Source organism: Vreelandella mediterranea (assembly GCF_970647075.1).
This window is the reverse complement of record NZ_OZ310198.1, coordinates 1,382,944-1,400,982: the sequence shown is the minus strand read 5'-3', so window position 1 is coordinate 1,400,982 and position 18,039 is coordinate 1,382,944. Positions and strand designations below refer to the sequence as shown.

23 protein-coding genes are annotated in these 18,039 nt (G+C 59.8%); 12 read left to right on the top strand and 11 right to left on the bottom strand.

Translation table 11 applies throughout. The features are described 5' to 3' along the window. Positions 1 to 306: 306 nt before the first annotated feature. Entirely contained in the window at positions 307 to 1,161 is an 855-nt protein-coding gene (locus ACWFVE_RS06620; protein WP_447528489.1) for an AAA family ATPase, read from the top strand. 3 nt (positions 1,162 to 1,164) lie between these two features. Beyond that, entirely contained in the window at positions 1,165 to 2,343 is a 1,179-nt protein-coding gene (locus ACWFVE_RS06615; RefSeq protein ID WP_447528488.1) for a vWA domain-containing protein, read from the top strand. A gap of 32 nt (positions 2,344 to 2,375) precedes the next feature. Here the strand turns inward: ACWFVE_RS06615 and ACWFVE_RS06610 are convergent, their stop codons facing one another. Continuing rightward, positions 2,376 to 2,936 carry a hypothetical protein gene (locus ACWFVE_RS06610; RefSeq protein WP_447528487.1) on the bottom strand — a complete coding sequence of 187 codons (561 nt, stop codon included), beginning with the start codon at positions 2,934 to 2,936 and terminating at the stop codon, positions 2,376 to 2,378. Positions 2,937 to 3,113: 177 nt separating this feature from the next. On the opposite strand from ACWFVE_RS06610, the gene ACWFVE_RS06605 reads away from it, so the two are divergent. Continuing rightward, positions 3,114 to 3,551: a RidA family protein gene (locus ACWFVE_RS06605; RefSeq protein ID WP_447528486.1), complete on the top strand. Its 438-nt coding sequence runs from the start codon at positions 3,114 to 3,116 to the stop codon at positions 3,549 to 3,551. A 22-nt stretch (positions 3,552 to 3,573) separates the two neighbouring features. Here ACWFVE_RS06605 and ACWFVE_RS06600 read toward each other — a convergent pair whose 3' ends face one another. Then, positions 3,574 to 5,046 carry a cobyric acid synthase gene (locus ACWFVE_RS06600; protein ID WP_447528485.1) on the bottom strand — a complete coding sequence of 491 codons (1,473 nt, stop codon included), beginning with the start codon at positions 5,044 to 5,046 and terminating at the stop codon, positions 3,574 to 3,576. Between the two features lie 154 nt (positions 5,047 to 5,200). On the opposite strand from ACWFVE_RS06600, the gene ACWFVE_RS06595 reads away from it, so the two are divergent. Next, on the top strand, positions 5,201 to 6,121 hold the full coding sequence (locus tag ACWFVE_RS06595) for a glutaminase (protein ID WP_447528484.1): 921 nt from the start codon (positions 5,201 to 5,203) through the stop codon (positions 6,119 to 6,121). Positions 6,122 to 6,134: 13 nt separating this feature from the next. Here the strand turns inward: ACWFVE_RS06595 and ACWFVE_RS06590 are convergent, their stop codons facing one another. Continuing rightward, positions 6,135 to 6,662, bottom strand: a complete 528-nt coding sequence (locus ACWFVE_RS06590; RefSeq protein ID WP_447528483.1) for an O-acetyl-ADP-ribose deacetylase — start codon at positions 6,660 to 6,662, stop codon at positions 6,135 to 6,137. Positions 6,663 to 6,665: 3 nt separating this feature from the next. Next, positions 6,666 to 7,529, bottom strand: coding sequence for a methylated-DNA--[protein]-cysteine S-methyltransferase (locus ACWFVE_RS06585; protein ID WP_447528482.1), 864 nt, complete (start codon positions 7,527 to 7,529; stop codon positions 6,666 to 6,668). 278 nt (positions 7,530 to 7,807) lie between these two features. On the opposite strand from ACWFVE_RS06585, the gene ACWFVE_RS06580 reads away from it, so the two are divergent. Both ACWFVE_RS06580 and ACWFVE_RS06575 read left to right on the top strand, forming a co-directional pair. Next, positions 7,808 to 8,629: a DUF1206 domain-containing protein gene (locus tag ACWFVE_RS06580; protein ID WP_447528481.1), complete on the top strand. Its 822-nt coding sequence runs from the start codon at positions 7,808 to 7,810 to the stop codon at positions 8,627 to 8,629. A gap of 3 nt (positions 8,630 to 8,632) precedes the next feature. Next, the gene (locus ACWFVE_RS06575) at positions 8,633 to 9,235 is read left to right on the top strand and encodes a YqaA family protein (RefSeq protein WP_447528480.1); all 603 of its coding nucleotides are present in this window, start codon (positions 8,633 to 8,635) and stop codon (positions 9,233 to 9,235) included. A gap of 42 nt (positions 9,236 to 9,277) precedes the next feature. On the opposite strand, the gene ACWFVE_RS06570 is transcribed toward ACWFVE_RS06575, so the two are convergent. Continuing rightward, positions 9,278 to 9,595 carry an antibiotic biosynthesis monooxygenase family protein gene (locus ACWFVE_RS06570; RefSeq protein WP_447528479.1) on the bottom strand — a complete coding sequence of 106 codons (318 nt, stop codon included), beginning with the start codon at positions 9,593 to 9,595 and terminating at the stop codon, positions 9,278 to 9,280. 195 nt (positions 9,596 to 9,790) lie between these two features. On the opposite strand from ACWFVE_RS06570, the gene ACWFVE_RS06565 reads away from it, so the two are divergent. Together ACWFVE_RS06565 and ACWFVE_RS06560 are read left to right on the top strand one after the other, a co-directional pair. Then, a complete protein-coding gene (locus ACWFVE_RS06565; protein WP_447528478.1) occupies positions 9,791 to 10,360 on the top strand; it encodes an isochorismatase family protein in 570 nt (189 codons plus the stop codon). Next, positions 10,350 to 11,381 (top strand): GlxA family transcriptional regulator, encoded by a 1,032-nt coding sequence (locus ACWFVE_RS06560; RefSeq protein WP_447528477.1) that lies wholly within the window; start codon positions 10,350 to 10,352, stop codon positions 11,379 to 11,381. The genes ACWFVE_RS06565 and ACWFVE_RS06560 overlap by 11 nt, the downstream gene beginning before the upstream one ends. Here the strand turns inward: ACWFVE_RS06560 and ACWFVE_RS06555 are convergent. Further along, the gene (locus tag ACWFVE_RS06555; protein ID WP_447528476.1) at positions 11,357 to 11,779 is read right to left on the bottom strand and encodes an MAPEG family protein; all 423 of its coding nucleotides are present in this window, start codon (positions 11,777 to 11,779) and stop codon (positions 11,357 to 11,359) included. The two genes, ACWFVE_RS06560 and ACWFVE_RS06555, sit on opposite strands and share 25 nt — an antisense overlap. A 177-nt stretch (positions 11,780 to 11,956) precedes the next feature. Between ACWFVE_RS06555 and ACWFVE_RS06550 the strand changes: the two genes are divergently transcribed. From ACWFVE_RS06550 to ACWFVE_RS06540, 3 genes are all read left to right on the top strand, one after another. Further along, positions 11,957 to 12,757 (top strand): helix-turn-helix domain-containing protein, encoded by an 801-nt coding sequence (locus ACWFVE_RS06550; protein WP_447528475.1) that lies wholly within the window; start codon positions 11,957 to 11,959, stop codon positions 12,755 to 12,757. Between the two features lie 52 nt (positions 12,758 to 12,809). Further along, positions 12,810 to 13,271 carry a carboxymuconolactone decarboxylase family protein gene (locus ACWFVE_RS06545; RefSeq protein ID WP_447528474.1) on the top strand — a complete coding sequence of 154 codons (462 nt, stop codon included), beginning with the start codon at positions 12,810 to 12,812 and terminating at the stop codon, positions 13,269 to 13,271. A 107-nt stretch (positions 13,272 to 13,378) separates the two neighbouring features. Next, the gene (locus ACWFVE_RS06540) at positions 13,379 to 14,122 is read left to right on the top strand and encodes a class I SAM-dependent DNA methyltransferase (RefSeq protein ID WP_447528473.1); all 744 of its coding nucleotides are present in this window, start codon (positions 13,379 to 13,381) and stop codon (positions 14,120 to 14,122) included. A 97-nt stretch (positions 14,123 to 14,219) separates the two neighbouring features. Here the strand turns inward: ACWFVE_RS06540 and ACWFVE_RS06535 are convergent, their stop codons facing one another. After that, the gene (locus tag ACWFVE_RS06535) at positions 14,220 to 14,621 is read right to left on the bottom strand and encodes a DUF4019 domain-containing protein (protein WP_447528472.1); all 402 of its coding nucleotides are present in this window, start codon (positions 14,619 to 14,621) and stop codon (positions 14,220 to 14,222) included. A 291-nt stretch (positions 14,622 to 14,912) separates the two neighbouring features. Between ACWFVE_RS06535 and ACWFVE_RS06530 the strand changes: the two genes are divergently transcribed. Continuing rightward, entirely contained in the window at positions 14,913 to 16,352 is a 1,440-nt protein-coding gene (locus ACWFVE_RS06530; protein ID WP_447528471.1) for a hypothetical protein, read from the top strand. Positions 16,353 to 16,438: 86 nt separating this feature from the next. Here the strand turns inward: ACWFVE_RS06530 and ACWFVE_RS06525 are convergent, their stop codons facing one another. The 4 genes from ACWFVE_RS06525 to ACWFVE_RS06510 form a co-directional block, all read right to left on the bottom strand. Then, positions 16,439 to 16,924, bottom strand: a complete 486-nt coding sequence (locus tag ACWFVE_RS06525; RefSeq protein WP_447528470.1) for a DUF1456 family protein — start codon at positions 16,922 to 16,924, stop codon at positions 16,439 to 16,441. A gap of 10 nt (positions 16,925 to 16,934) precedes the next feature. After that, positions 16,935 to 17,357, bottom strand: a complete 423-nt coding sequence (locus tag ACWFVE_RS06520; RefSeq protein WP_447528469.1) for a tetratricopeptide repeat protein — start codon at positions 17,355 to 17,357, stop codon at positions 16,935 to 16,937. A gap of 82 nt (positions 17,358 to 17,439) precedes the next feature. Then, positions 17,440 to 17,838, bottom strand: coding sequence for a fosfomycin resistance glutathione transferase (gene fos / locus ACWFVE_RS06515; protein ID WP_447528468.1), 399 nt, complete (start codon positions 17,836 to 17,838; stop codon positions 17,440 to 17,442). 46 nt (positions 17,839 to 17,884) lie between these two features. Then, positions 17,885 to 18,016, bottom strand: coding sequence for an SDR family oxidoreductase (locus ACWFVE_RS06510; RefSeq protein ID WP_447528467.1), 132 nt, complete (start codon positions 18,014 to 18,016; stop codon positions 17,885 to 17,887). Positions 18,017 to 18,039 lie beyond the last annotated feature (23 nt).

Below are 18,039 nucleotides of genomic sequence, written 5' to 3'. Positions count from 1 at the left end.
TTCTTGCCTAATATATTGCGAGGTACGTGCCAATATTAATAAAATATATAAAAATCATGCATTTAAAAAAACAAGCCTGGTAAAACTTTCAGCCAGCCGCCTTAGCGCGCCCTGTACTGCACCAACAGCGCGCAAAAAAAGCGCTTCTCGCTTCATTAAGCAGCACTAAAGTCGTAGCCAAGCGCTACTTTCTGCTTAATTTACAAAGCATTGCTGCTTTCCGGGCGGCTAACCCGTGGTAGCCGCTTCGTGGCTGACGTAAACTGCCCTCAACGCATTTGAACGAACTTTCTTAAAGGAGCCTCCATGGCGTTCGATTCAACCTCCTCATACATCGCCACCGACGCGCTCAAGCAGGCGGTCAACGCCGCGGTCATGCTACAACGCCCGCTTCTGATCAAGGGTGAACCGGGCACGGGCAAGACGCTACTGGCCGAGGAGCTGGCCCGCTCGCTCTCCACCAGGCTGATCACCTGGCATATCAAGTCCAGCACCAAGGCCGCCCAGGGGCTTTACGAATATGACGCGGTCAGCCGCCTGCGCGACTCTCAGTTGGGCGTCGAGGGCGTGGAAAACGTGGCCAACTATATTCGCCCGGGCAAGCTTTGGGAGGCGTTTAGCGCCGACGAGCGCGTGGTGCTTTTGATCGACGAGATCGACAAAGCGGATATCGAATTCCCCAACGACCTGCTCCAGGAGCTGGATCGCATGGAGTTCCACGTTTACGAGACCGGCGAGACCATTCGCGCTGAGCACCGCCCTATCATCATCATTACCTCGAACAATGAAAAGGAGCTGCCGGACGCCTTTCTACGCCGCTGCTTTTTCCACTATATCGATTTTCCTGACCGCGCCACGCTCCAGGCCATCGTCGATGTGCACTTCCCCGATATCGCCCCCAGGCTCGTGTCCGAGGCGCTCAACGTCTTTTTCGAGCTGCGCGATGCGCCGGGGCTCAAGAAAAAGCCCTCGACCTCGGAGTTGGTGGACTGGCTGAAGCTTTTAATGAGCGACGAGCTCTCCCAGGAAGCGCTTTATAACCGCGACCCGGCCAGGGCGCTGCCGCCGATGGCCGGGGCGCTGGTTAAAAACGAGCAGGACACCCATCTTCTCGAGCGGCTGGCCTTCATGCTCCGCCGCCAAAAAGGCACGGGGCGCTAAGCCATGTTCATCGGCCTATTCGAAACGTTAAAGCGCGCCGGTGTGCCGGTGTCGCTTCGCGAGCTTTTGGATCTACACGCGGTGGCCGAGCGCGGCGTAGTGTTCGCCGATATCGATGCCTTTTACCACGCCGCGCGCACGGTCATGGTCAAGGACGAGCGCTACTTCGACCGCTTCGATCGCGCCTTCGCCGCCTGGTTCGAGGGTCTTGAGAGTGTGGACGCCGGTATCGAGGCACTGATACCCGACGAGTGGCTGCGCCGCGAGTTCGAGCGTCAGCTAAGCGATGAAGAGAAAGCCAAAATTGAGTCGCTGGGCGGGCTCGAGGCGCTGATCGAAACCTTCAAAAAGCGCCTCGAGGAGCAAAAAGAGCGCCACGCCGGTGGCAACAAGTGGATCGGTACCGGCGGCACAAGCCCGTTTGGCGCCAACGGCTACAACCCCGAGGGTATCCGCATCGGCCAGGACGGCTCGCGCCATCGTCGCGCCACCAAGGTGTGGGACGAGCGCCGCTTTCGCGACTACGACGACAGCCTGGCACTCGGCACCCGTAACATCAAAATGGCGCTGCGGCGGCTGCGCAAGTTCGCCCGCCAGGGGGCGCGCTCGGAGTTCGACATTACCGGGACTATTCGCGAAACCGCCCGCGATGCGGGGCTGCTCAACGTGCAGATGCGACCAGAGCGACACAATAGCGTTAAAGTGCTGCTGTTTTTGGACGTGGGCGGTTCGATGGATGACCACATCCGCGTTTGCGAAGAGCTCTTTTCGGCGGCGCGTTCGGAGTTCAAGCAGCTGGAGTACTACTACTTTCACAACTGCGTATACGAAGGCGTGTGGAAGAACAACGCCCGCCGGGCAAGCGAGCGCCTGCCCACCGAAGAGCTTTTACGCACCTACGGGGCGGACTACCAGGTGGTCGTGGTGGGCGATGCGGCCATGTCGCCTTATGAGATCACCCACCCCGGCGGCAGCGTCGAGCACTTCAACGAAGAGCCAGGCGGGGTGTGGCTCGAGCGTTTGACCGCGCATTTCCCAAAGCTCGTTTGGCTAAACCCTGCGCCGCCGCGCGCCTGGGAGTACACCTACTCTACCCGGCTGGTTCAGGAAATCACCGAAGGGCGCATGTATCCAACGACCGTCGAAGGGCTGGAGCAGGCCATGCGCGAACTGGCACGCTAACCTGGCTAGTCGCCATCAATGGGTAGTCGGCGTCAAAGCGTTTTGGGCACGTTCTCGAGCCCTTCCAGAAAGGCCTGCTTGGCACGTTCAAAGGCCTTGGGGTCGTGCTTGAAGCGGCGCAGAATGAGCGCGTGATCCAGCGTCAAGGTCGGCGATACCGCCTCGAGACTTTCGGCCGGATGGCGGGCATTAAGGCCAATTTGCTCGCCGTTTTCCCCCTCGAACCAGCGCTTGATGCCACACCCTTGGTAAAAAGGCACCTGGCCCGGGTCATCGGCGACTACCTTGAGCGGCACGTTCAAGCTCAACTCGCTGATCAGTCGCGCCTTCGCGCCTTCCGCCTGCTCCCAGGCAAGGCTTAGCGTCATGCCCTCGCCTTTCTCATCCAATACCAAAAGCGCCAGCGCCAATAGCTCGTCATCAGCGCCAACACCGCCCACCAGCCGCGCCGCTTCCTGCTCGAACAGCACGTTCTGGGTGCCGGTAAATACCACCAGCGGCGTCAGCCCCGCACTTTGCCCATACACCTTGGCGCACAACGTTGCCAGGCACGCGCTGCGCACGTTAGGGTCTTTAATCTGAACGACCTTCATTAAGCTCTCTCGTTGCACCTGTTTTAAAGGGCCCGCGGGCATCAAAGCCCGCAAGCCTAGAGCATTAAGACGTGTGGTGCCAGCGGGTTAAGCGGATTGAACCCTAATGTGCCAGGCTGGTCCCATGACGTGATACATGTAACGTTTAAGATTCATCCAGGCCGCCAAGGAGAGCCCATGCCACAGTTCATCAACGACCCGACCCTGCCCAAGCCCGATTTTCCCGGTAGCCACATGGTCGTCGACGACCATTACGTCTTCATTTCCGGTTTGACCATCGCCGACATCGCCGAGGAAGAACCGGTGCTGGGGGATGTGAGCAAGGAGACCCACCGCGTCATGCGCGAGCTAGAGCGGATGCTGCGCCAGGAAGAGCTCGACTGGGGCGATGTGGTACGCGTGGATATCCATCTCACGGATCTGGGCGAGATTCAGAAAATGAACAGCGTTTACGCCGAATTTTTCGAAGCCGGCCGCTATCCGGCGCGCACCTGCACCGAGGCCAGCCGCCTTTGCGGTGGCAGCAACGTCGAAATCACCCTGATGGCGAGCCGCCAGCGCCCCGCAAGCGACGCTGCGCCGACCCAGCCCGACGCGGATACCGGCAGCGAGTAACACCTCTTGGTCAGAAACGCCCTCAGTCACTGCCCGTGGCTGGGGGCCTGACGCCGAGTAGCGCGGTGATGCGCTCGATATCCAAATGAGCTTCTAAAGTGTCCGCCAGGCGCTCCAGTTCGCGCTCGCGGTGGGCTCGGTAATCGACGACGACCGGTTCACTGAGCCCCAAGCGCTTAAGCAGCGCCCGGCAGGTGTCGCTACTATCGAACACGCCGTGCAGGTAGGTGCCGAGCACCTGGCCATCGTCGCTTATCGCGCCGTCCCGGTGGGTTCCCAAATCGAACAGCGGCTGCTCGAGTGCCGCACCGCTGCTGACCCCGTTATGGATCTCGTAACCCGTCACACTTACCCCTTCCGCAACCATGACACCTGCTACATTGCGAAGCTGCTTGCCTTTGACCATGCGCGTGGTGAGTTCGAGCAGGCCAAGCCCCTTTGCTCGCCCCGCTTCGCCCTCCAGCCCCTCCGGGTCCTCGACCCACTGGCCGAGCATTTGAAAACCGCCGCAGATACCCAGCACCCGTCCGCCGTAGCGCAAATGACGCGTAATCGCCTGCGCCCAACCGTGGCGTTTAAGCCAGGCCAGATCACTTAGCGTGCTTTTACTGCCGGGCAGGAGGATGACGTCCGCGGGTGGAATCGGCTGGCCTTCGCCAATAAACGTAAGCGAGACCTGGGGGTGCAGGCGCAGGGCGTCGAAATCGGTGTGGTTACTGATACGCGGCAGGCGCGGCATCACGATATTGAGCGTTTGGGCGTGCTTCTCGGCGTTGACCTTCCCGATGCTGTCCTCGGCGTCCAGCAGCAGCCCGGGCACGAACGGCAGCGTCCCCAATACCGGCCTGGCCGTGCGCGCCTCGAGCCACGCAAGCCCTGGGTTCAAAAGCGCGATATCGCCGCGAAAACGGTTGACGATGAACCCTTGGGTGCGGGCGCGTTCGCTCTCGCTCAAAAGCTCGAGGGTGCCCACCAGTTGAGCGAAAACTCCGCCACGGTCGATGTCCCCCACCAGCAGCACCGGGCAATCGGCGGCTTCGGCAAAACCCATGTTGGCAATATCGCCTTGACGCAGGTTGATCTCGGCCGGGCTGCCCGCGCCTTCGGCGATGATGACATCGAAGCGGGCGCTCAAATCCTGCCAGGCGGCCATCACGCTTTGCCTGGCCACCTGCTTGAAGGCGTGGTAATCCAGCGCCTGCATAGGGCCGTGAACCTGGCCACGCAGAATCACCTGGGCGCCGCGCTCGCTCTCGGGCTTTAAAAGCACCGGGTTCATGTCGCTATGGGGCGCCACCCCCGCGGCCTGGGCCTGAAGCGCCGTGGAGCGGCCAATCTCGCCACCGTCGACTGTGACCGCGCTATTGAGCGCCATGTTCTGGGGTTTGAACGGCGCCACGGAAAACCCGCGGCGCTTCAGCACACGGCAAAGCCCGGCCACGACGGTGCTTTTACCCGCATCCGAGGTGGTCCCTTGAATCATCAACGTGGCCATCGCGGCGCCTCAAACAAAAGGGCGAACTCTAGCGCTCGACGCCAGGCGGCGCAACGCCCAAAACCGGCAAAGCCATCAAAGCGCAAGATCGAAGGACAAGGGCCGCTTTTTCCGCTAGGGTTGCCAGCCTTTCACGACAAACGACCGCCGCTTTATGCAATCGCTTTTAAACGACATTGCCGAACAACTTGCCCTCGAGACCGAGCGAGGCCAAGTCGCCGACTACATTCCCCAGCTTGCCGGCGTAGACCCGCATCAGTTCGGCATCAGCCTGGCCACCGTGGAGGGCGAAACATTCTCGGCAGGAAGCGCCTCGACCCCCTTCTCGATTCAAAGTATTTCCAAGCTCTTCACGCTGACCATGGCGCTTGGCAAGCTCGGCGACGGCCTGTGGGCCAACGTGGGCCGCGAGCCGTCGGGCGACCCGTTCAACTCCATCGTTCAGCTCGAACACGAAGGTGGAAAGCCGCGCAACCCGTTCATCAACGCCGGGGCGATTGCGGTGGTCGATGCCATCATGATGGGCCACGAACCCAGGGTGTCGCTGGCCGAGATCCTCAACTTCGTGCGCTATCTTGCCGACGACGCCAGCATCTTCTTCGATCACCAGGTCGCCGCCTCGGAGATGGCGCACAAGGATCGCAATGCGTCACTTGCCCACTTCATGAAAGCCTTTGGGCGGCTGCGCCATGACGTCGACAAGGTACTGGGCACCTATTTCCATCAGTGCGCCATCGCCATGAGCTGCGAGCAGCTCGCCCGGGCAGGGCTTTTCCTCGCCTCCGACGGCGTCAACCGGCCACGCAATATTCGCGTGGTGTCCCCCCAGCGGGCGCGGCGTATCAACTCGCTGATGATGATGTGCGGCCACTACGACGCCTCCGGCGAGTTCGCGTTCCGCGTGGGCTTACCGGGTAAAAGCGGCGTGGGCGGCGGCATTCTCGCCATCGCCCCGGGCCGCGGCGCCCTGGCGGTGTGGTCACCAGGCCTCGATGAGTTCGGCAACAGCCTGCTCGGCGCCCGGGCGCTCGAGCTATTCGTTCAGCGCACCGAGTGGTCGGTCTTTGGGCACTGACCGGGCAAGGCGCTCAAGCCTCTAGCGCGGCCTCGTACACCGCCAGATCATCCGCGGAGAAGCAGCAAAACGTGACCGACTCGACCGAAGAGCCCGCCTTCAGCGCTTCTTTCACCGTGGCGACGGCGACCCCGGCGGCCTGCTCGATGGGAAAGCGGTAGACGCCGGTGCTGATACTGGGAAAGGCGATGGAGCGCGCATCGACGGACTCGGCCAGTTCGAGCGCGCGCCGGTAGCAGCCGGCGAGTTTGTCAGCCTCGCCACGCTCGCCGCCGTGCCACACCGGGCCTACCGCGTGGATCACATAGCGCGCCGGCAGGTTGAACCCCTCGGTCAGCTTGGCATCGCCGGTGGCGCAGCCGTTGAGCTTACGACACGCCTCGACCAGTTCGCGCCCGGCGGCGCGATGAATGGCGCCGTCCACGCCGCCGCCGCCCAGAAGCGACTGGTTCGCGGCGTTGACGATCGCATCCACGTTGAGGGTCGTGATATCCGCCTGCAGTGCCTTGATCTCCATGGTGCGCTCCTTGTGTTGGTTCATGCATCACTCTATCAGCGCCAGGCCCTGTTCGCGCGCTTCAAGATGCGACTGGCTGCTCTCCCAGGCCTGCACCATCTGTTTTCGCGCCACGCCCCAGCGGTAACCGCCCAGCGCCCCGCTTTGCTGAATGACCCGGTGGCAGGGTATCCAAAGCGCCACCGGGTTAGCCCCGACGGCGCTGCCCACCGCCCGCGAGGCACCGGGCTTGCCAAGCGCCAGGGCAAGCTGGCCGTAGCTTGCAAGCCGCCCCTCGGGGATCGCGAGCAGCGCCCGCCATACCGCGATTTGAAAGTTAGTGCCCGCCACGTGTAGCGCAAGCCCGGCCTCGCCTGGGCGGCGGCAATCAAAAAGCCCCTCTACGGCGTACCGGGTGGCCTCCACGGATTCGACCAACGCGCTGCCGGGCCACTGGGCACGTAGCGTTGCCAATTGCTCGTTTGCGCTGACCGCGCCGGTGAAGCCCATGCGGCAAATTCCCCGCCGGGTAATGGCCACCAGCACCTCGCCAAACGGGCTTGGGTGCAGGCCGTACTCGATGGTAAGCCCCTCGCCCTGGCGCTTGTATTCGCCGGGTGTAACGGCCTCGAGGGTGACGAAGTGATCATAAAGGCGCGAGCCCCCGCTCAAACCGACCGCGTGGGCGGCGTCCAAAAGCGGTTCGGTGGCGGTCATGATGCGCTTGGCACGCTCGAGGGTCAGTGCCTGTAAAAAGCGCTTGGGCGATACCCCGGCATAACGAGTAAAAAGCCGCTGAAAGTGACTGGGGCTTAAATGCACGTGCCCGGCCACCGTAGCCAAATCTGGCTGGCGGGTAACGTTATCCACCATATAGGCCATCGCCTTTTCGATACGCGCGTAGTCGTCCATCGCCTCGTCCTCGGTTTTTTTAAAGCTTAAGCGTGCAAGCCCAGGGCGGCGACCCGAATCCTGCGCGCCCGGCATCAATTTTTGCAATACGCCAAAACACCGGCGTGGTCGATGCGTTCATCACAAGGTTTTCCTCAAGGCTTAAACGTTAATAAACTCCGCAGACGCTAGGTCTTTTGCGTATCATCACCTACTTTACACAGTACTGTTTCAAGCGCCTATTTTGGCGTTGGCTCATACTGGACGGTTGAGCCATACCCTTTCATCAGGAGGACTACGTGACCCCATCATCTCCCAATAAGCCCGACCATAAAGACGCGATCCAGTTATACGCCCGTATGGGCTACGCCTCGCGGGGTGTCGTGTACTTGCTGGTCGGCGGTCTTGCCGCCATGGCCGCGTTCGGCCAGGGCGGGCAAACCGAAGGGAGCCGGGGGGCCCTGGAAAGCGTGCTGGGCGCACCCTTTGGTAAGGTCCTGCTGGCCATCATCGCTCTTGGCCTACTCGGCTACGCCATGTGGCGCTCTATTCAGGCCTTGAAGGATGCCGACCACCACGGCAACGATACCAAGGGAGTCGCGATTCGCGCCGGGCTCATGGTCAGTGCCATTACTCATACGCTGCTGGCCTTTTACGCGGCCAGCCTGATTTTTCGCTTGGGCGCCTCGTCATCCGGCGGCTCCGGCGGCTCGCAAGGTGCGGTGAGCTGGCTACTTCAGCAGCCGCTGGGCCGTTGGATCGTCGGCGCGGTGGGGCTTGCCATTATCGGGGCCGGTATTTCTCATGCCTTCAAAGGCTACAAGGCGAAGTTCGACAAGCACTTCAGCATGGCTGAAGCGACCAAAAAATGGGCCTACCCGGTATGCCGCTTTGGGCTAGTGATCCGCGGCGGGGTCTTCATCATTGTGGGCAGTTTCTTCTTGATCGCTGCCTACCAGGTCAGCCCCGGCGAAGCGGGCGGCACCGAAGAAGTCTTCAGCGCGCTACGCAGCCAAGCCTACGGTCAGTGGCTGTTGGCCTTTGTCGCGCTCGGGCTTTTTGCCTTTGGGGCTTACAGCGTACTGGCATCACTCTACCGCCGCATAGACCCGGCGATGTAGGCCATGAAGCTTCTCTCGGCGGGTCAAAAGCAGTGGCTCGAGCGTCTCAATCACTCCCGGTACATGCTTTGGCTGCTGGGCACGCTCTCGTTTCTCGAAACGATCATTTTGCCGGTACCGCTGGAGCTCATCATCATACCGCTGATGGCGTCCAACCGGGCGCGCATTTGGGCCATGGCGACCGTGGTGACGTTTGGCTGCCTGCTTGGCTCGCTGGTGGGTTACGGGGTGGGCATGCTGCTGTTTCAGTCCGTAGGTACTTGGCTGATCGGCTTCATGGGGATCGAACAAAGCTACCAGGCGTTTCAGACGTTTTTTGGCCAGTACGGGTTCGCGGCGATTCTGGCCATCGGCATTCTGCCGGTCCCCTTTCAGGTGGCCATGATCACCGCCGGGCTTTCCGGCTACCCTATTCTGCTTTTCGGGCTGGCGGCCGTTTTGGCCCGGGGCTTTCGTTACTACGGCATCGCCTGGCTCGTTTACCGCTTTGGCCATGAAGTAGAGCGCATGTGGCAGCGCCACGCGGTAAAAACCAGCATCGTGGCCGGGGTTTTGTTGCTGATGCTGGGGCTGCTCATGCAAACGCTGGCCAGCCGCCTCTTGTAAAGGGCCCGGCGGCTTCATGCCCGCGCCCACCGGGCCAACCAATCACCCCGCGTAATCCCGCTCCACTTTAGCGATGCGCGTTTTAAACTGCGCATACCACTTTGCATGGCCCAATCGCTGCGCCTCCTGATGCTCGGCGTGGGCCTTCCACGCCTTGATCGACTCGATGTCCGCCCAGTAAGACACCGTCACCCCGACCTCCTCCCGCGCCGACTCCACGCCCAAAAACCCCGGCTGCTCGGCGGCAAGCTCCATCATTCGCGCGGCCATCTCGGCGTAACCTTGTTCGTCATCCGTGCGTATCGAGGTAAATACCACGGCGTAGTATGGGGGCTTAGGGGTTGCAGCAATGGCGGTCATGGTCGCTCACTCGGGCAGGTTGGCTAAATTCGAGCCTTTTATCCTAAGTCCTTGCCAAGCGTTGTCGACCCGAAAACGACTTTTTTAGCGTCAACGCCATAATGTCCGAATCTGTCCGCTTCGTGGCCGCGGGGTGTATCGCAGGCCTCACGCCCTCCCCTTACGCTATAGCCTCCATGACCCACGAGGCTCACCATGAAAAACCCGACGACCGCCCTGCTGATGATCGACGTTCAGGCCTCTTTTCCCGCCAAGGCGTACTGGGTCGAGGCCCTTGCCGACACCTGGCGCCCCCGCCAGCGCGCCCTGCTCGACGCCGCCCAACAACACGGCCTACCCATGGTGCGAATTTTTCATGAAGCGCCGGCAAGCCAGGGCCCGTTCGACCCAGTAAACGGCCTGATTCGTCCGCTTGAAGGGTTCGATGACGCCGCTGCGGCCACGTTTCACAAGCGCGTGCATAACGCGTTCAGCGATACGGGGCTCGAGCGCTGGCTACGCGAGCGGTCTATTTCACGCTTGGCCATCAGCGGCATCCGTACCGAACAGTGCTGCGAAACCACCGCACGCGTGGCCTCGGATCTCGGCTTCGTGGTCGATTTTGTAAGCGATGCTACGCTTACGTTCCCCATGACGCGCCAGGGCGTCACCTGGTCCGCCGAGGATATCAAGGCGCGCACGGAGCTCGTGCTGGAAGACCGCTTTGCGCGTATTATCGACACTCACGATTTGATCGACGAGTGGCGAAACATACGTGACGAATAGCCCCCCGCCAAGCCAGCCGCCCACCCCAAGGGGCAACACCCTAGGGGTGGCGGTATTGATGATGCCCGGACAGGTACCGCTGGATCTGGTGGGTCCGCTTCAGGTATTGCAGTGCGCCAGCCACTTGAGGATGGAGATCGACGTTAGCTACATCGGCCCCAGCGCCGCCCTTGAATGGCTGGGGCCGCTAACGCTCTCCGGCATAGCGCCGCTACCGGATGAACTCCCCCACCAGCACCTGCTGCTGATTCCAGGCCAGTACCGCCGCCACCTGGACGTTGAGGCTCAGCGGGAGTGCATCGGCTGGCTAAAGGCCAACGCGGCCTGCGCGGATACGCTGATGACCGTGTGCTCCGGGACACTGCTATTGGCGGATGCCGGGCTGCTCGATGGGCGGCGCTGCACCACCCACCACACGCTACTCGAGCAACTGCGCGCCAAAGCACCTCGGGCCCGCGTTCAGGGCGACTGTATTTTTAGCGAAGATGGCCGCTACCTGACCAGCGCGGGCATTTCCACAGGGATCGACACCATGCTGCACTGGCTCACCCGCGTAGGGGGCCATGGGCTGGCACTGGCGGTGGCTCGGGAGATGGTGCTGTATCTTCGCCGCAGCGGCCAGGAACCCCAGTTGGGTGCCTGGCTCGAGGGGCGCAACCACGTGGACGAGCGGATTCACCGGGTACAAGACGCCATTTGCGCGGCACCCGCCCACCCCTGGCGCAGCGAAGCGCTGGCCGCACAAGCGGCCATGAGCGAGCGCCACTTCCGGCGCCAGTTCAAACACCTTACCGGCCTGCAGGTCGGCGACTACATTAGCGGCCTGCGCCTGCAGCGGGCCAGGGCGCTAATGATCGAAACCCCATGGAGTCTCGCTCGCATTGCCGAAGAGACGGGCTTTGGCGACGAGCGCCAGCTGCGCCGGCGCTGGTCCCAGGAGGAAAAGCACCCGCCCAGTGTATGGCGCCGCGTTCAACCGGGTATGGCCGATTTCGATCAGGGCAGCGCGAGTACGATCTGAACACACATCACCACCATGCACAGCATACCCACGCCATAGGCGATGGTGCGCCAGGGCTGAAGCGCGGCCAGGTAACAAAGCGTGTGGCAGTAGCGCGCAGCGGTAAAAATCATGAACAGCCACATGGCAAGCCCGGGCGCCGCCCCCACCATTACGTAGGCCACTCCCAGCCCCAGGAAAATGGGGATATTTTCAAGGTCGTTCGACCAGGCTTTGCTTGCCTGCTGTACCTGGGGCAGCTCCTCCTGGGCAGGCTCCTTGCCCGCCATGCGCGCATCTTCCGGCGTTTTAAAGGTCATTTTGGTGATGCGATGAAATCCCTGGTAGAGACCCGTCGCCCACATTTTCACGAACAGCAGTACCGTGGCAACGGCGTACCAGTAAACGGGCTCTTCCATGATCGCTCCTTTTCTCGGTGGCGTTGTGGCTTGCATGACTCACCCGGCTAAGCATAGCCGACACACAAAATGACACCGATAAATTGCGGGATTCGTCTTGGGGCGTTACGTTTTTGACGTACGCGACGTTTGATAAAGCGTAAAAGGCAATCGGTTGTTCTTATGCAGGTAGAGGATATGGATGCGATTATTCTGCCAGACAGCGCGTTGCCGCTAAATTTTCAGCAGCGCCCACCCCATTACCGGCTAAGGCGCTGGGTGCAGTGTTTGTGGTCACTGGGCGGGGGCGACGCGGGACCTTCCCGAATCGAGAAACTTTATCCCGATGGTGGGGCAAGCCTTACCATTCACCTTGATAAGGCCCAACCCGTCATTACGCTCTGTTTCAACAAACACACCCTGGTGGAAACGCTGGACGCGTCCACTGCGCGTATGGGAGTGCGCTTCAAACCCGCAGGTATGTACTGCCTGATGGGATTGGCTGCTGACGCCCATGTGGATTTTTATCATCGGCTTGAAAGCGCCAGCCAACCGGCGTGGTTGGCGAGCCTAATGCCCACCATCGATTCGCTTTACCCACTAGACGGCCCAGCAGGTATGAACCTGCTGGAAAGCTGGTTATTGGGGCTTTTGAATGGCGCGTCGGACATACAAAGTCGCCTGCCTCTGCTCGTCGATACGCTTAGTACGTCAAAGCTTTTGCCTGGCCAGTTAGGTGCCCACTTGGGTTTCACCCGGCGCACGCTGGAGCGCAAACTCAAACGCGAAGTGGGGGCTTCTCCCAGCCAGTTGGTTAACTTCGCCCGTCTTCACCGCGCGCGTCACGCATTGATCGAAACCAGGAGGCCACTGGCCGATATAGCGCTTGGCTGTGGCTTCCATGATCAGGCCCATTTTACCCACGCCTTCAAAAAATTTGCCCTGGAAACCCCAAGCATGTACCGCCAGCGCAAATTGTCGCAAAGTTACAAGGCGTAGTCGGCCCGCCGCTTTAAATTAAGGCCTTTCTTAAACGACACAGGCCTGCACCATGAACACACGCCTCTCCCGGCAATCGGTTTACACGCTCAATCCGCGTATCCCCAAACACCTCGTCGCACTGGCCAATACAAGCTCGGATAGTGCTGTGACACCCATGATCGTGCACCTGGTCGAGCTACGTGTTTCCCAGCTAAACCAGTGCTGTTTTTGCCAACATAAGCATGCCGAACAAGCACGCGAGAGTGGCGAGCATCAAAGGCGTCTCGACGTTCTGCCTGGCTGGCGCGAAGCGCCCTGCTTCAATGTCCAGGAGCGCGCCGCTCTGGCATGGGCTGAAGCTTTGACGCTGGTCAATCGACAGCGGGTGGATGACCCCACCTATCAGCAAGCGCTGGATGCGTTTGGTGAGCGCGATCTTATGGAGCTGACCGCCGTCATTCTTGCAATGAATAGCTGGAACAGGGTGGCCATTAGTATGCAGTTCGTTCCTGACATGACGGCCTCTTCGTAAAGGCCACAGCTCTCTGCCCGTGGCCTTTTAAAGGAGCCACGGCATCGCTTCTAAAATTCAGAGCGCTCGTTTACCATGCGCCACCCCCTTACGAGCGCCGCCCTGCCATGTCCGTCAACGCACTTTATACCGACCTTTCTCACTATTACGACTTGATGTGCGAGGACATCGACTACCCGGAGCAGAGCCGCGGCGTGCAGCGCCTTCATCATGTGCTGGGTAACGGCGGTCGCCGGCATCTGGACCTGGCCTGCGGCACCGGCCCGCACGTGCGCCACTTTTTGGATGCGGGCTTTACAAGCAGCGGCCTGGATATCAACCCACCCATGCTGGCATTGGCCGCCGCCCGCTGCCCCGAGGCACAGTTCAGCCGCCAGGACATGGGGGATTTCAGCGTTAGCGAACCCCAAGACCTGATCACCTGCTTTCTCTACTCGATTCACTACAGCGACGGCGTAGCGCGGCTAAAGGCGTGTATCCAAAGCGCCTACCGCGCGCTTGAAAGCGGCGGCATGTTTTGTTTCAACGCCGTGGACAGGGAAAAGATCGACAATGCGCTTCTGGTCGGACACAAGGTGCGCAAGGGAGATGACGAGTTCGCGTTTCGTTCGGGCTGGCACTACCCGGGCAGTGGCGAAAAGCAGTCACTCAAGCTAAGTATCGAAAAAAGTCGGGGAAGCGGCGTTGAGCGCTGGGACGATGAACACGCCATGGTCGCCGTCAGTTTCGCCGAACTCACGGCGCTGCTTATCCCCTACTTCACCGTGCAGGTTTTCGAGCACGACTACGGGGCCATTACGCCCTGGAACACCACCTCGGGCAACGCGATATTCGTCTGCATCAAAGCCTGACGGACGCAATCAGACGGGCCAAGCGGCGCGATGAAGCCTGGCCGCTGCCGCTATTGATCCGGTCTCTATTGAACCCAGTATTTATTGAACCTGGTCTCTATTGAACATAGTAGCCGCTGACCCGCCAGGCGCCGTCTTCGAAATGCGGGGTAACGGTTTCGGTGAGCAGCCGGTTGGCGAAGTTGGTCTGGAAGGTAAATATCTTGTAGTCCCCCCGCGGGGCGCCGGGCATCGAAGTCTCGCTGATCACGCGCAGGCGGCGGCGGGACTTCATCTCGCCTACGTCCTGGCGGGCAAGCTCGATGGTACGCGCCAGCATGCTGGGCGAAAGCGGGCGCTGTAAAAGCGGTGAAGCGTTTTCCCAGGCTTTCTCGAACTCACCGTTATCGATACTTTGCAGCCAAGCCATCACCGCTGTTTCGGCGGCGTCCGCTTGGGCGCTGGCGGGAAGTACGGAAAAAACGAGGGCGGCCATTAGGGCACGCAGCGTGGTGGGCATGTAGGGCTCGCAATGGTTGAAAAACGTTTGCTTTGCTATCCATACCTTATATCGGTCAATCGCCCTCCGACTTTAACGCCGCCCCATTGGCCGGTTGTCCCGATTATAGCCCACTGCCGGCCCGAGGCTCACCGGTAGGTAGTTGCTTTAGCGCGCGATTGTACTAGTGTAATGGCTGGGCACGCGTCTCACCCTGCCTTTCATACCGGCCTCTTTTCGGGGCGGTATTTAACCCAGCCGGCTTTTAATAATTAAAAAGGCATATAAAACGACACTAGCAAGGAAAACTTCATGTCATACCTACGCGTATGCCAGTTCAACAAGCTGGCACTAGGGCTTAGCGTTTCCGCAGCCATGATCTCGAGCGCGGCAGCGCAAACCAGTGACCAGCAAACCATCGAAGAGCTGCGCTCACAGCTCAATCAGATGCAGCAGCGTCTCGAACGGTTGGAAAGCCAGCAAGGCACCGCCGCTCAGTCAGGCACGACCTCCCAAGGCTACTCCAATCAGGGCTATACGAGTCAGGATGCGAACCAGGGCTCATCGAATCGAGGCTCTTCAAGCCAGGGCTATACGGATCAAAGCTCATCCGGTGATACGGGCGTCGAAGGCTCCTCCTCCCGCGACGGACAAGAACTGGCCCAAGAAAACCAAAGTACACTCGAAGAGATGCAGCAGGTCGAATTCGGCGGACTGATAGAGTTTAGCGGCAGCGCAAACGACTGGGATGACCAGAGCAAGGATACCGTTGGCGATCTCGACTTCGGCAAGCTCGTTTTCACCGTCGAGGGCGAAACCGGCAATATCGATTATTCCCTGGCCTACCGCTTCTACGACGACTACCACTTCCTGCAGCACGGCTGGGTCGGCTATAACCCCACCGAAGAAGATTCCATTCAGTTGGGGCTGGTACAAACCCCGTTCGGCAACATGGATTACGGCTACCTGGGCTACTATGGCAACCTGGGGTACCTGGCGGGCTTCAACGATAACCAGAACGCCGGTATCAAGTGGGACCGCTCTGCCGGGGCCTGGGATACGTCGCTGGCCTTTTTCAAAAGCGACAGCTTGAGTAACGACAACGAGCACTACGGCGCCAACGCCGTGGGCGACAGCGCTCAGGGTAACAGCGAAGAGAACCAGGTCGCCGCGCGAGTGGGCTATACCTTTGGTTACGACACCGACTACACCACCCAAGTGAACGTGTCGGCCAAAGGCGGCCAACTTTATAACCGCAACACCGAGCGCAGCGGCGATAACTGGTCCGCCGCCCTGGGCGTAGACGGAAGCTACGGCAACTGGCGCACGCTCGCTCAGGCCACGACCTACGAGTACAGCGCCAAGAACCCGGCGGAAAGTGAATCGGGTATTTCCGATAACGGCCTGCAAATCGGCGCCTTCAACTTCAACTACCTGATCCCCGCCAAGGGCGAAATCTACTCGGCAAGCGTGGGCTACAACCTGGAAGTGGATTGGGGCCCGGTCGACAACCTGTTCTTCTTCAACGACTTCAGCGTCATCGACCCCTCCGGCGACTACAGCGCCATCAATGGCGGCTTCGGCGATCAACAAAACCCCATGGTCAACGACCTGGGGGTACAAATGACCGCCGGCCCGTTCTTTGCCTGGTTCGATATCGTGAGCAACAAAAACGGTTTGAATTACTTCGGCTCGCCGGTCGACAACGGCTGGAATACGGCGTTTCTCACCAACTTCGGTTTCGAGTTCTAAACCGCACCCCGCGTAGCAAAAAGGCCCCAAAGGGGCCTTTTTAGTTTGCAACACTTCGTTTAAAACGCCGTGCAAGAGCGGTAGGCTTACGCCTTCGCAGCGCCGTTTACCTGCGCCGGGCGATACTGGTTCTGCAGGCCCATCAGAAAATTACGCAGCATTTGATCCTTGCACTCACGGTAATTCTTGTGACCGGGCTTACGGAAAAACGCGCTCAGTTCATGGTGGCTTAACGGCAGACCCTCGCGCTCGAACACCGCGATAATATCGTCGGCCTGCATGTTCAAGGCGATACGCAGCTTTTGGAACACCTTGTTGTTATTGAGGCTGGTTTCCGGCGTGGGCGCCGGGCCTTCACGCTTGCCACGCTTGTAGCTGATAAAGCCGTTCAAAAACGCCGCCAGATCCTTGTCCTTCATCGCCTCAAAGGCCTCGTCGTCGTCCTTTTTCAACCAGGCCGTTACCTGCTCTAAAGCAACGTCCACATCGGCCAGCTTGAAAATGGCCACGATGGCAGTGTCTTTCAAATCGAAGGTGTAACGGATGCGGCGTAAAATATCGTTATTGGTCAACGTGAGGGTCCTAACGAGTAGTGAGCGAGGTCAGCAGCGCGTCGATCTCTGCTTTCAGTTCATCATCTTGAATGTTGGCTGCGCCGGCTTTGGCTTGGCGCAGGCTTTTAATGGCGTCGTCGATGTCGTCCCGCTCTACCTGCAGCGTTGCCATCGAGAAACCGATCGAAGCGATATGATCCTGGGAGGGTATAGCGACGGCTTTATCCAGCGCTTTTTGGTAAATCACCAGCGCCTCGTCCAGCTCTTCGCTAAAGTCGGCCAGCGTTTCCCATTGCTCCGGGTGGTCTTTCTCGGTGTATTCGTTATCGATACAGATAGCTTCGAGCTCGGCGTACAGCACATCGAAGCTTTCGCGGTCGTCCTTGTGCGCCGCCTTCATCAGCTTCTCGGCCAGCTCATACACGGCCTTGTAGATTTTGGTGTTAATCATTACGTCAAAACGTCTCTTGAATAAAAATCGGAACCTGCCGCTGGCGTGTTTGCGCGTGACGCTACACCTTTACGCAGCCAGTTTAAAGCCAAACGAGCCCGCTGTAAGGTTTCGAATTAAGCGAGGCCAACCGGCTTGCCAAACCACCCGCGTGAATTTCCAGTTTGTGTTCGTCCGGGTCCAGTATATAGATAGACGCTCCTTCGCTGGTGTTCTCTTTCCATTGACGTACATTCAGCGCTTTGAGCCGGGTGCAAAAGGCGTCGAAATCGGCCTTTTCGATATCGAACGCGATATGGGTGTAATCCTCTTTCGCACAAGGGGTATCGCAAGAGAGGCACAACCATAGATCTCCTGCCGAAAGGTAAGCGCCATTGTCCCACTTCACGTGACCGGCAAGCCCCAGCACGTGGGTATAAAAGTGGAGTGAGCGCTCGAGGTCGCTAACGGCTAACGTAATATGGTTCAAACCCTTGATCATGGCTTTCCACCTTGAGTATCTACTTTTAATGATAAGGCGCTGGGGACTACTTACCCCCCGCCATATCGATAAACGCGCCGGTCACGTAAGAGGCCTCGTCGGATAAAAGCCAAGCAATGCCCTGGGCGATCTCTTCGGGGGTGGTGCCACGGCCAGCGGAATCTGCGGCGCCAGCCAAGCGTTTTTCCAACATGGCGGATA

Coding starts and splice junctions, on each gene's coding strand:
- ACWFVE_RS06570 (WP_447528479.1), bottom strand. CDS start 9,595: ATGACCGCCATTGCTGCAACCCCTAAGCCCCCATACTACGCCGTGGTA.
- ACWFVE_RS06595 (WP_447528484.1), top strand. CDS start 5,201: ATGCAATCGCTTTTAAACGACATTGCCGAACAACTTGCCCTCGAGACC.
- fos (WP_447528468.1), bottom strand. CDS start 17,838: ATGATCAAGGGTTTGAACCATATTACGTTAGCCGTTAGCGACCTCGAG.
- ACWFVE_RS06620 (WP_447528489.1), top strand. CDS start 307: ATGGCGTTCGATTCAACCTCCTCATACATCGCCACCGACGCGCTCAAG.
- ACWFVE_RS06540 (WP_447528473.1), top strand. CDS start 13,379: ATGTCCGTCAACGCACTTTATACCGACCTTTCTCACTATTACGACTTG.
- ACWFVE_RS06575 (WP_447528480.1), top strand. CDS start 8,633: ATGAAGCTTCTCTCGGCGGGTCAAAAGCAGTGGCTCGAGCGTCTCAAT.
- ACWFVE_RS06555 (WP_447528476.1), bottom strand. CDS start 11,779: ATGGAAGAGCCCGTTTACTGGTACGCCGTTGCCACGGTACTGCTGTTC.
- ACWFVE_RS06530 (WP_447528471.1), top strand. CDS start 14,913: ATGTCATACCTACGCGTATGCCAGTTCAACAAGCTGGCACTAGGGCTT.
- ACWFVE_RS06535 (WP_447528472.1), bottom strand. CDS start 14,621: ATGCCCACCACGCTGCGTGCCCTAATGGCCGCCCTCGTTTTTTCCGTA.
- ACWFVE_RS06610 (WP_447528487.1), bottom strand. CDS start 2,936: ATGAAGGTCGTTCAGATTAAAGACCCTAACGTGCGCAGCGCGTGCCTG.
- ACWFVE_RS06605 (WP_447528486.1), top strand. CDS start 3,114: ATGCCACAGTTCATCAACGACCCGACCCTGCCCAAGCCCGATTTTCCC.
- ACWFVE_RS06545 (WP_447528474.1), top strand. CDS start 12,810: ATGAACACACGCCTCTCCCGGCAATCGGTTTACACGCTCAATCCGCGT.
- ACWFVE_RS06520 (WP_447528469.1), bottom strand. CDS start 17,357: ATGATTAACACCAAAATCTACAAGGCCGTGTATGAGCTGGCCGAGAAG.
- ACWFVE_RS06550 (WP_447528475.1), top strand. CDS start 11,957: ATGGATGCGATTATTCTGCCAGACAGCGCGTTGCCGCTAAATTTTCAG.
- ACWFVE_RS06600 (WP_447528485.1), bottom strand. CDS start 5,046: ATGGCCACGTTGATGATTCAAGGGACCACCTCGGATGCGGGTAAAAGC.
- ACWFVE_RS06565 (WP_447528478.1), top strand. CDS start 9,791: ATGAAAAACCCGACGACCGCCCTGCTGATGATCGACGTTCAGGCCTCT.
- ACWFVE_RS06585 (WP_447528482.1), bottom strand. CDS start 7,529: ATGGACGACTACGCGCGTATCGAAAAGGCGATGGCCTATATGGTGGAT.
- ACWFVE_RS06590 (WP_447528483.1), bottom strand. CDS start 6,662: ATGAACCAACACAAGGAGCGCACCATGGAGATCAAGGCACTGCAGGCG.
- ACWFVE_RS06615 (WP_447528488.1), top strand. CDS start 1,165: ATGTTCATCGGCCTATTCGAAACGTTAAAGCGCGCCGGTGTGCCGGTG.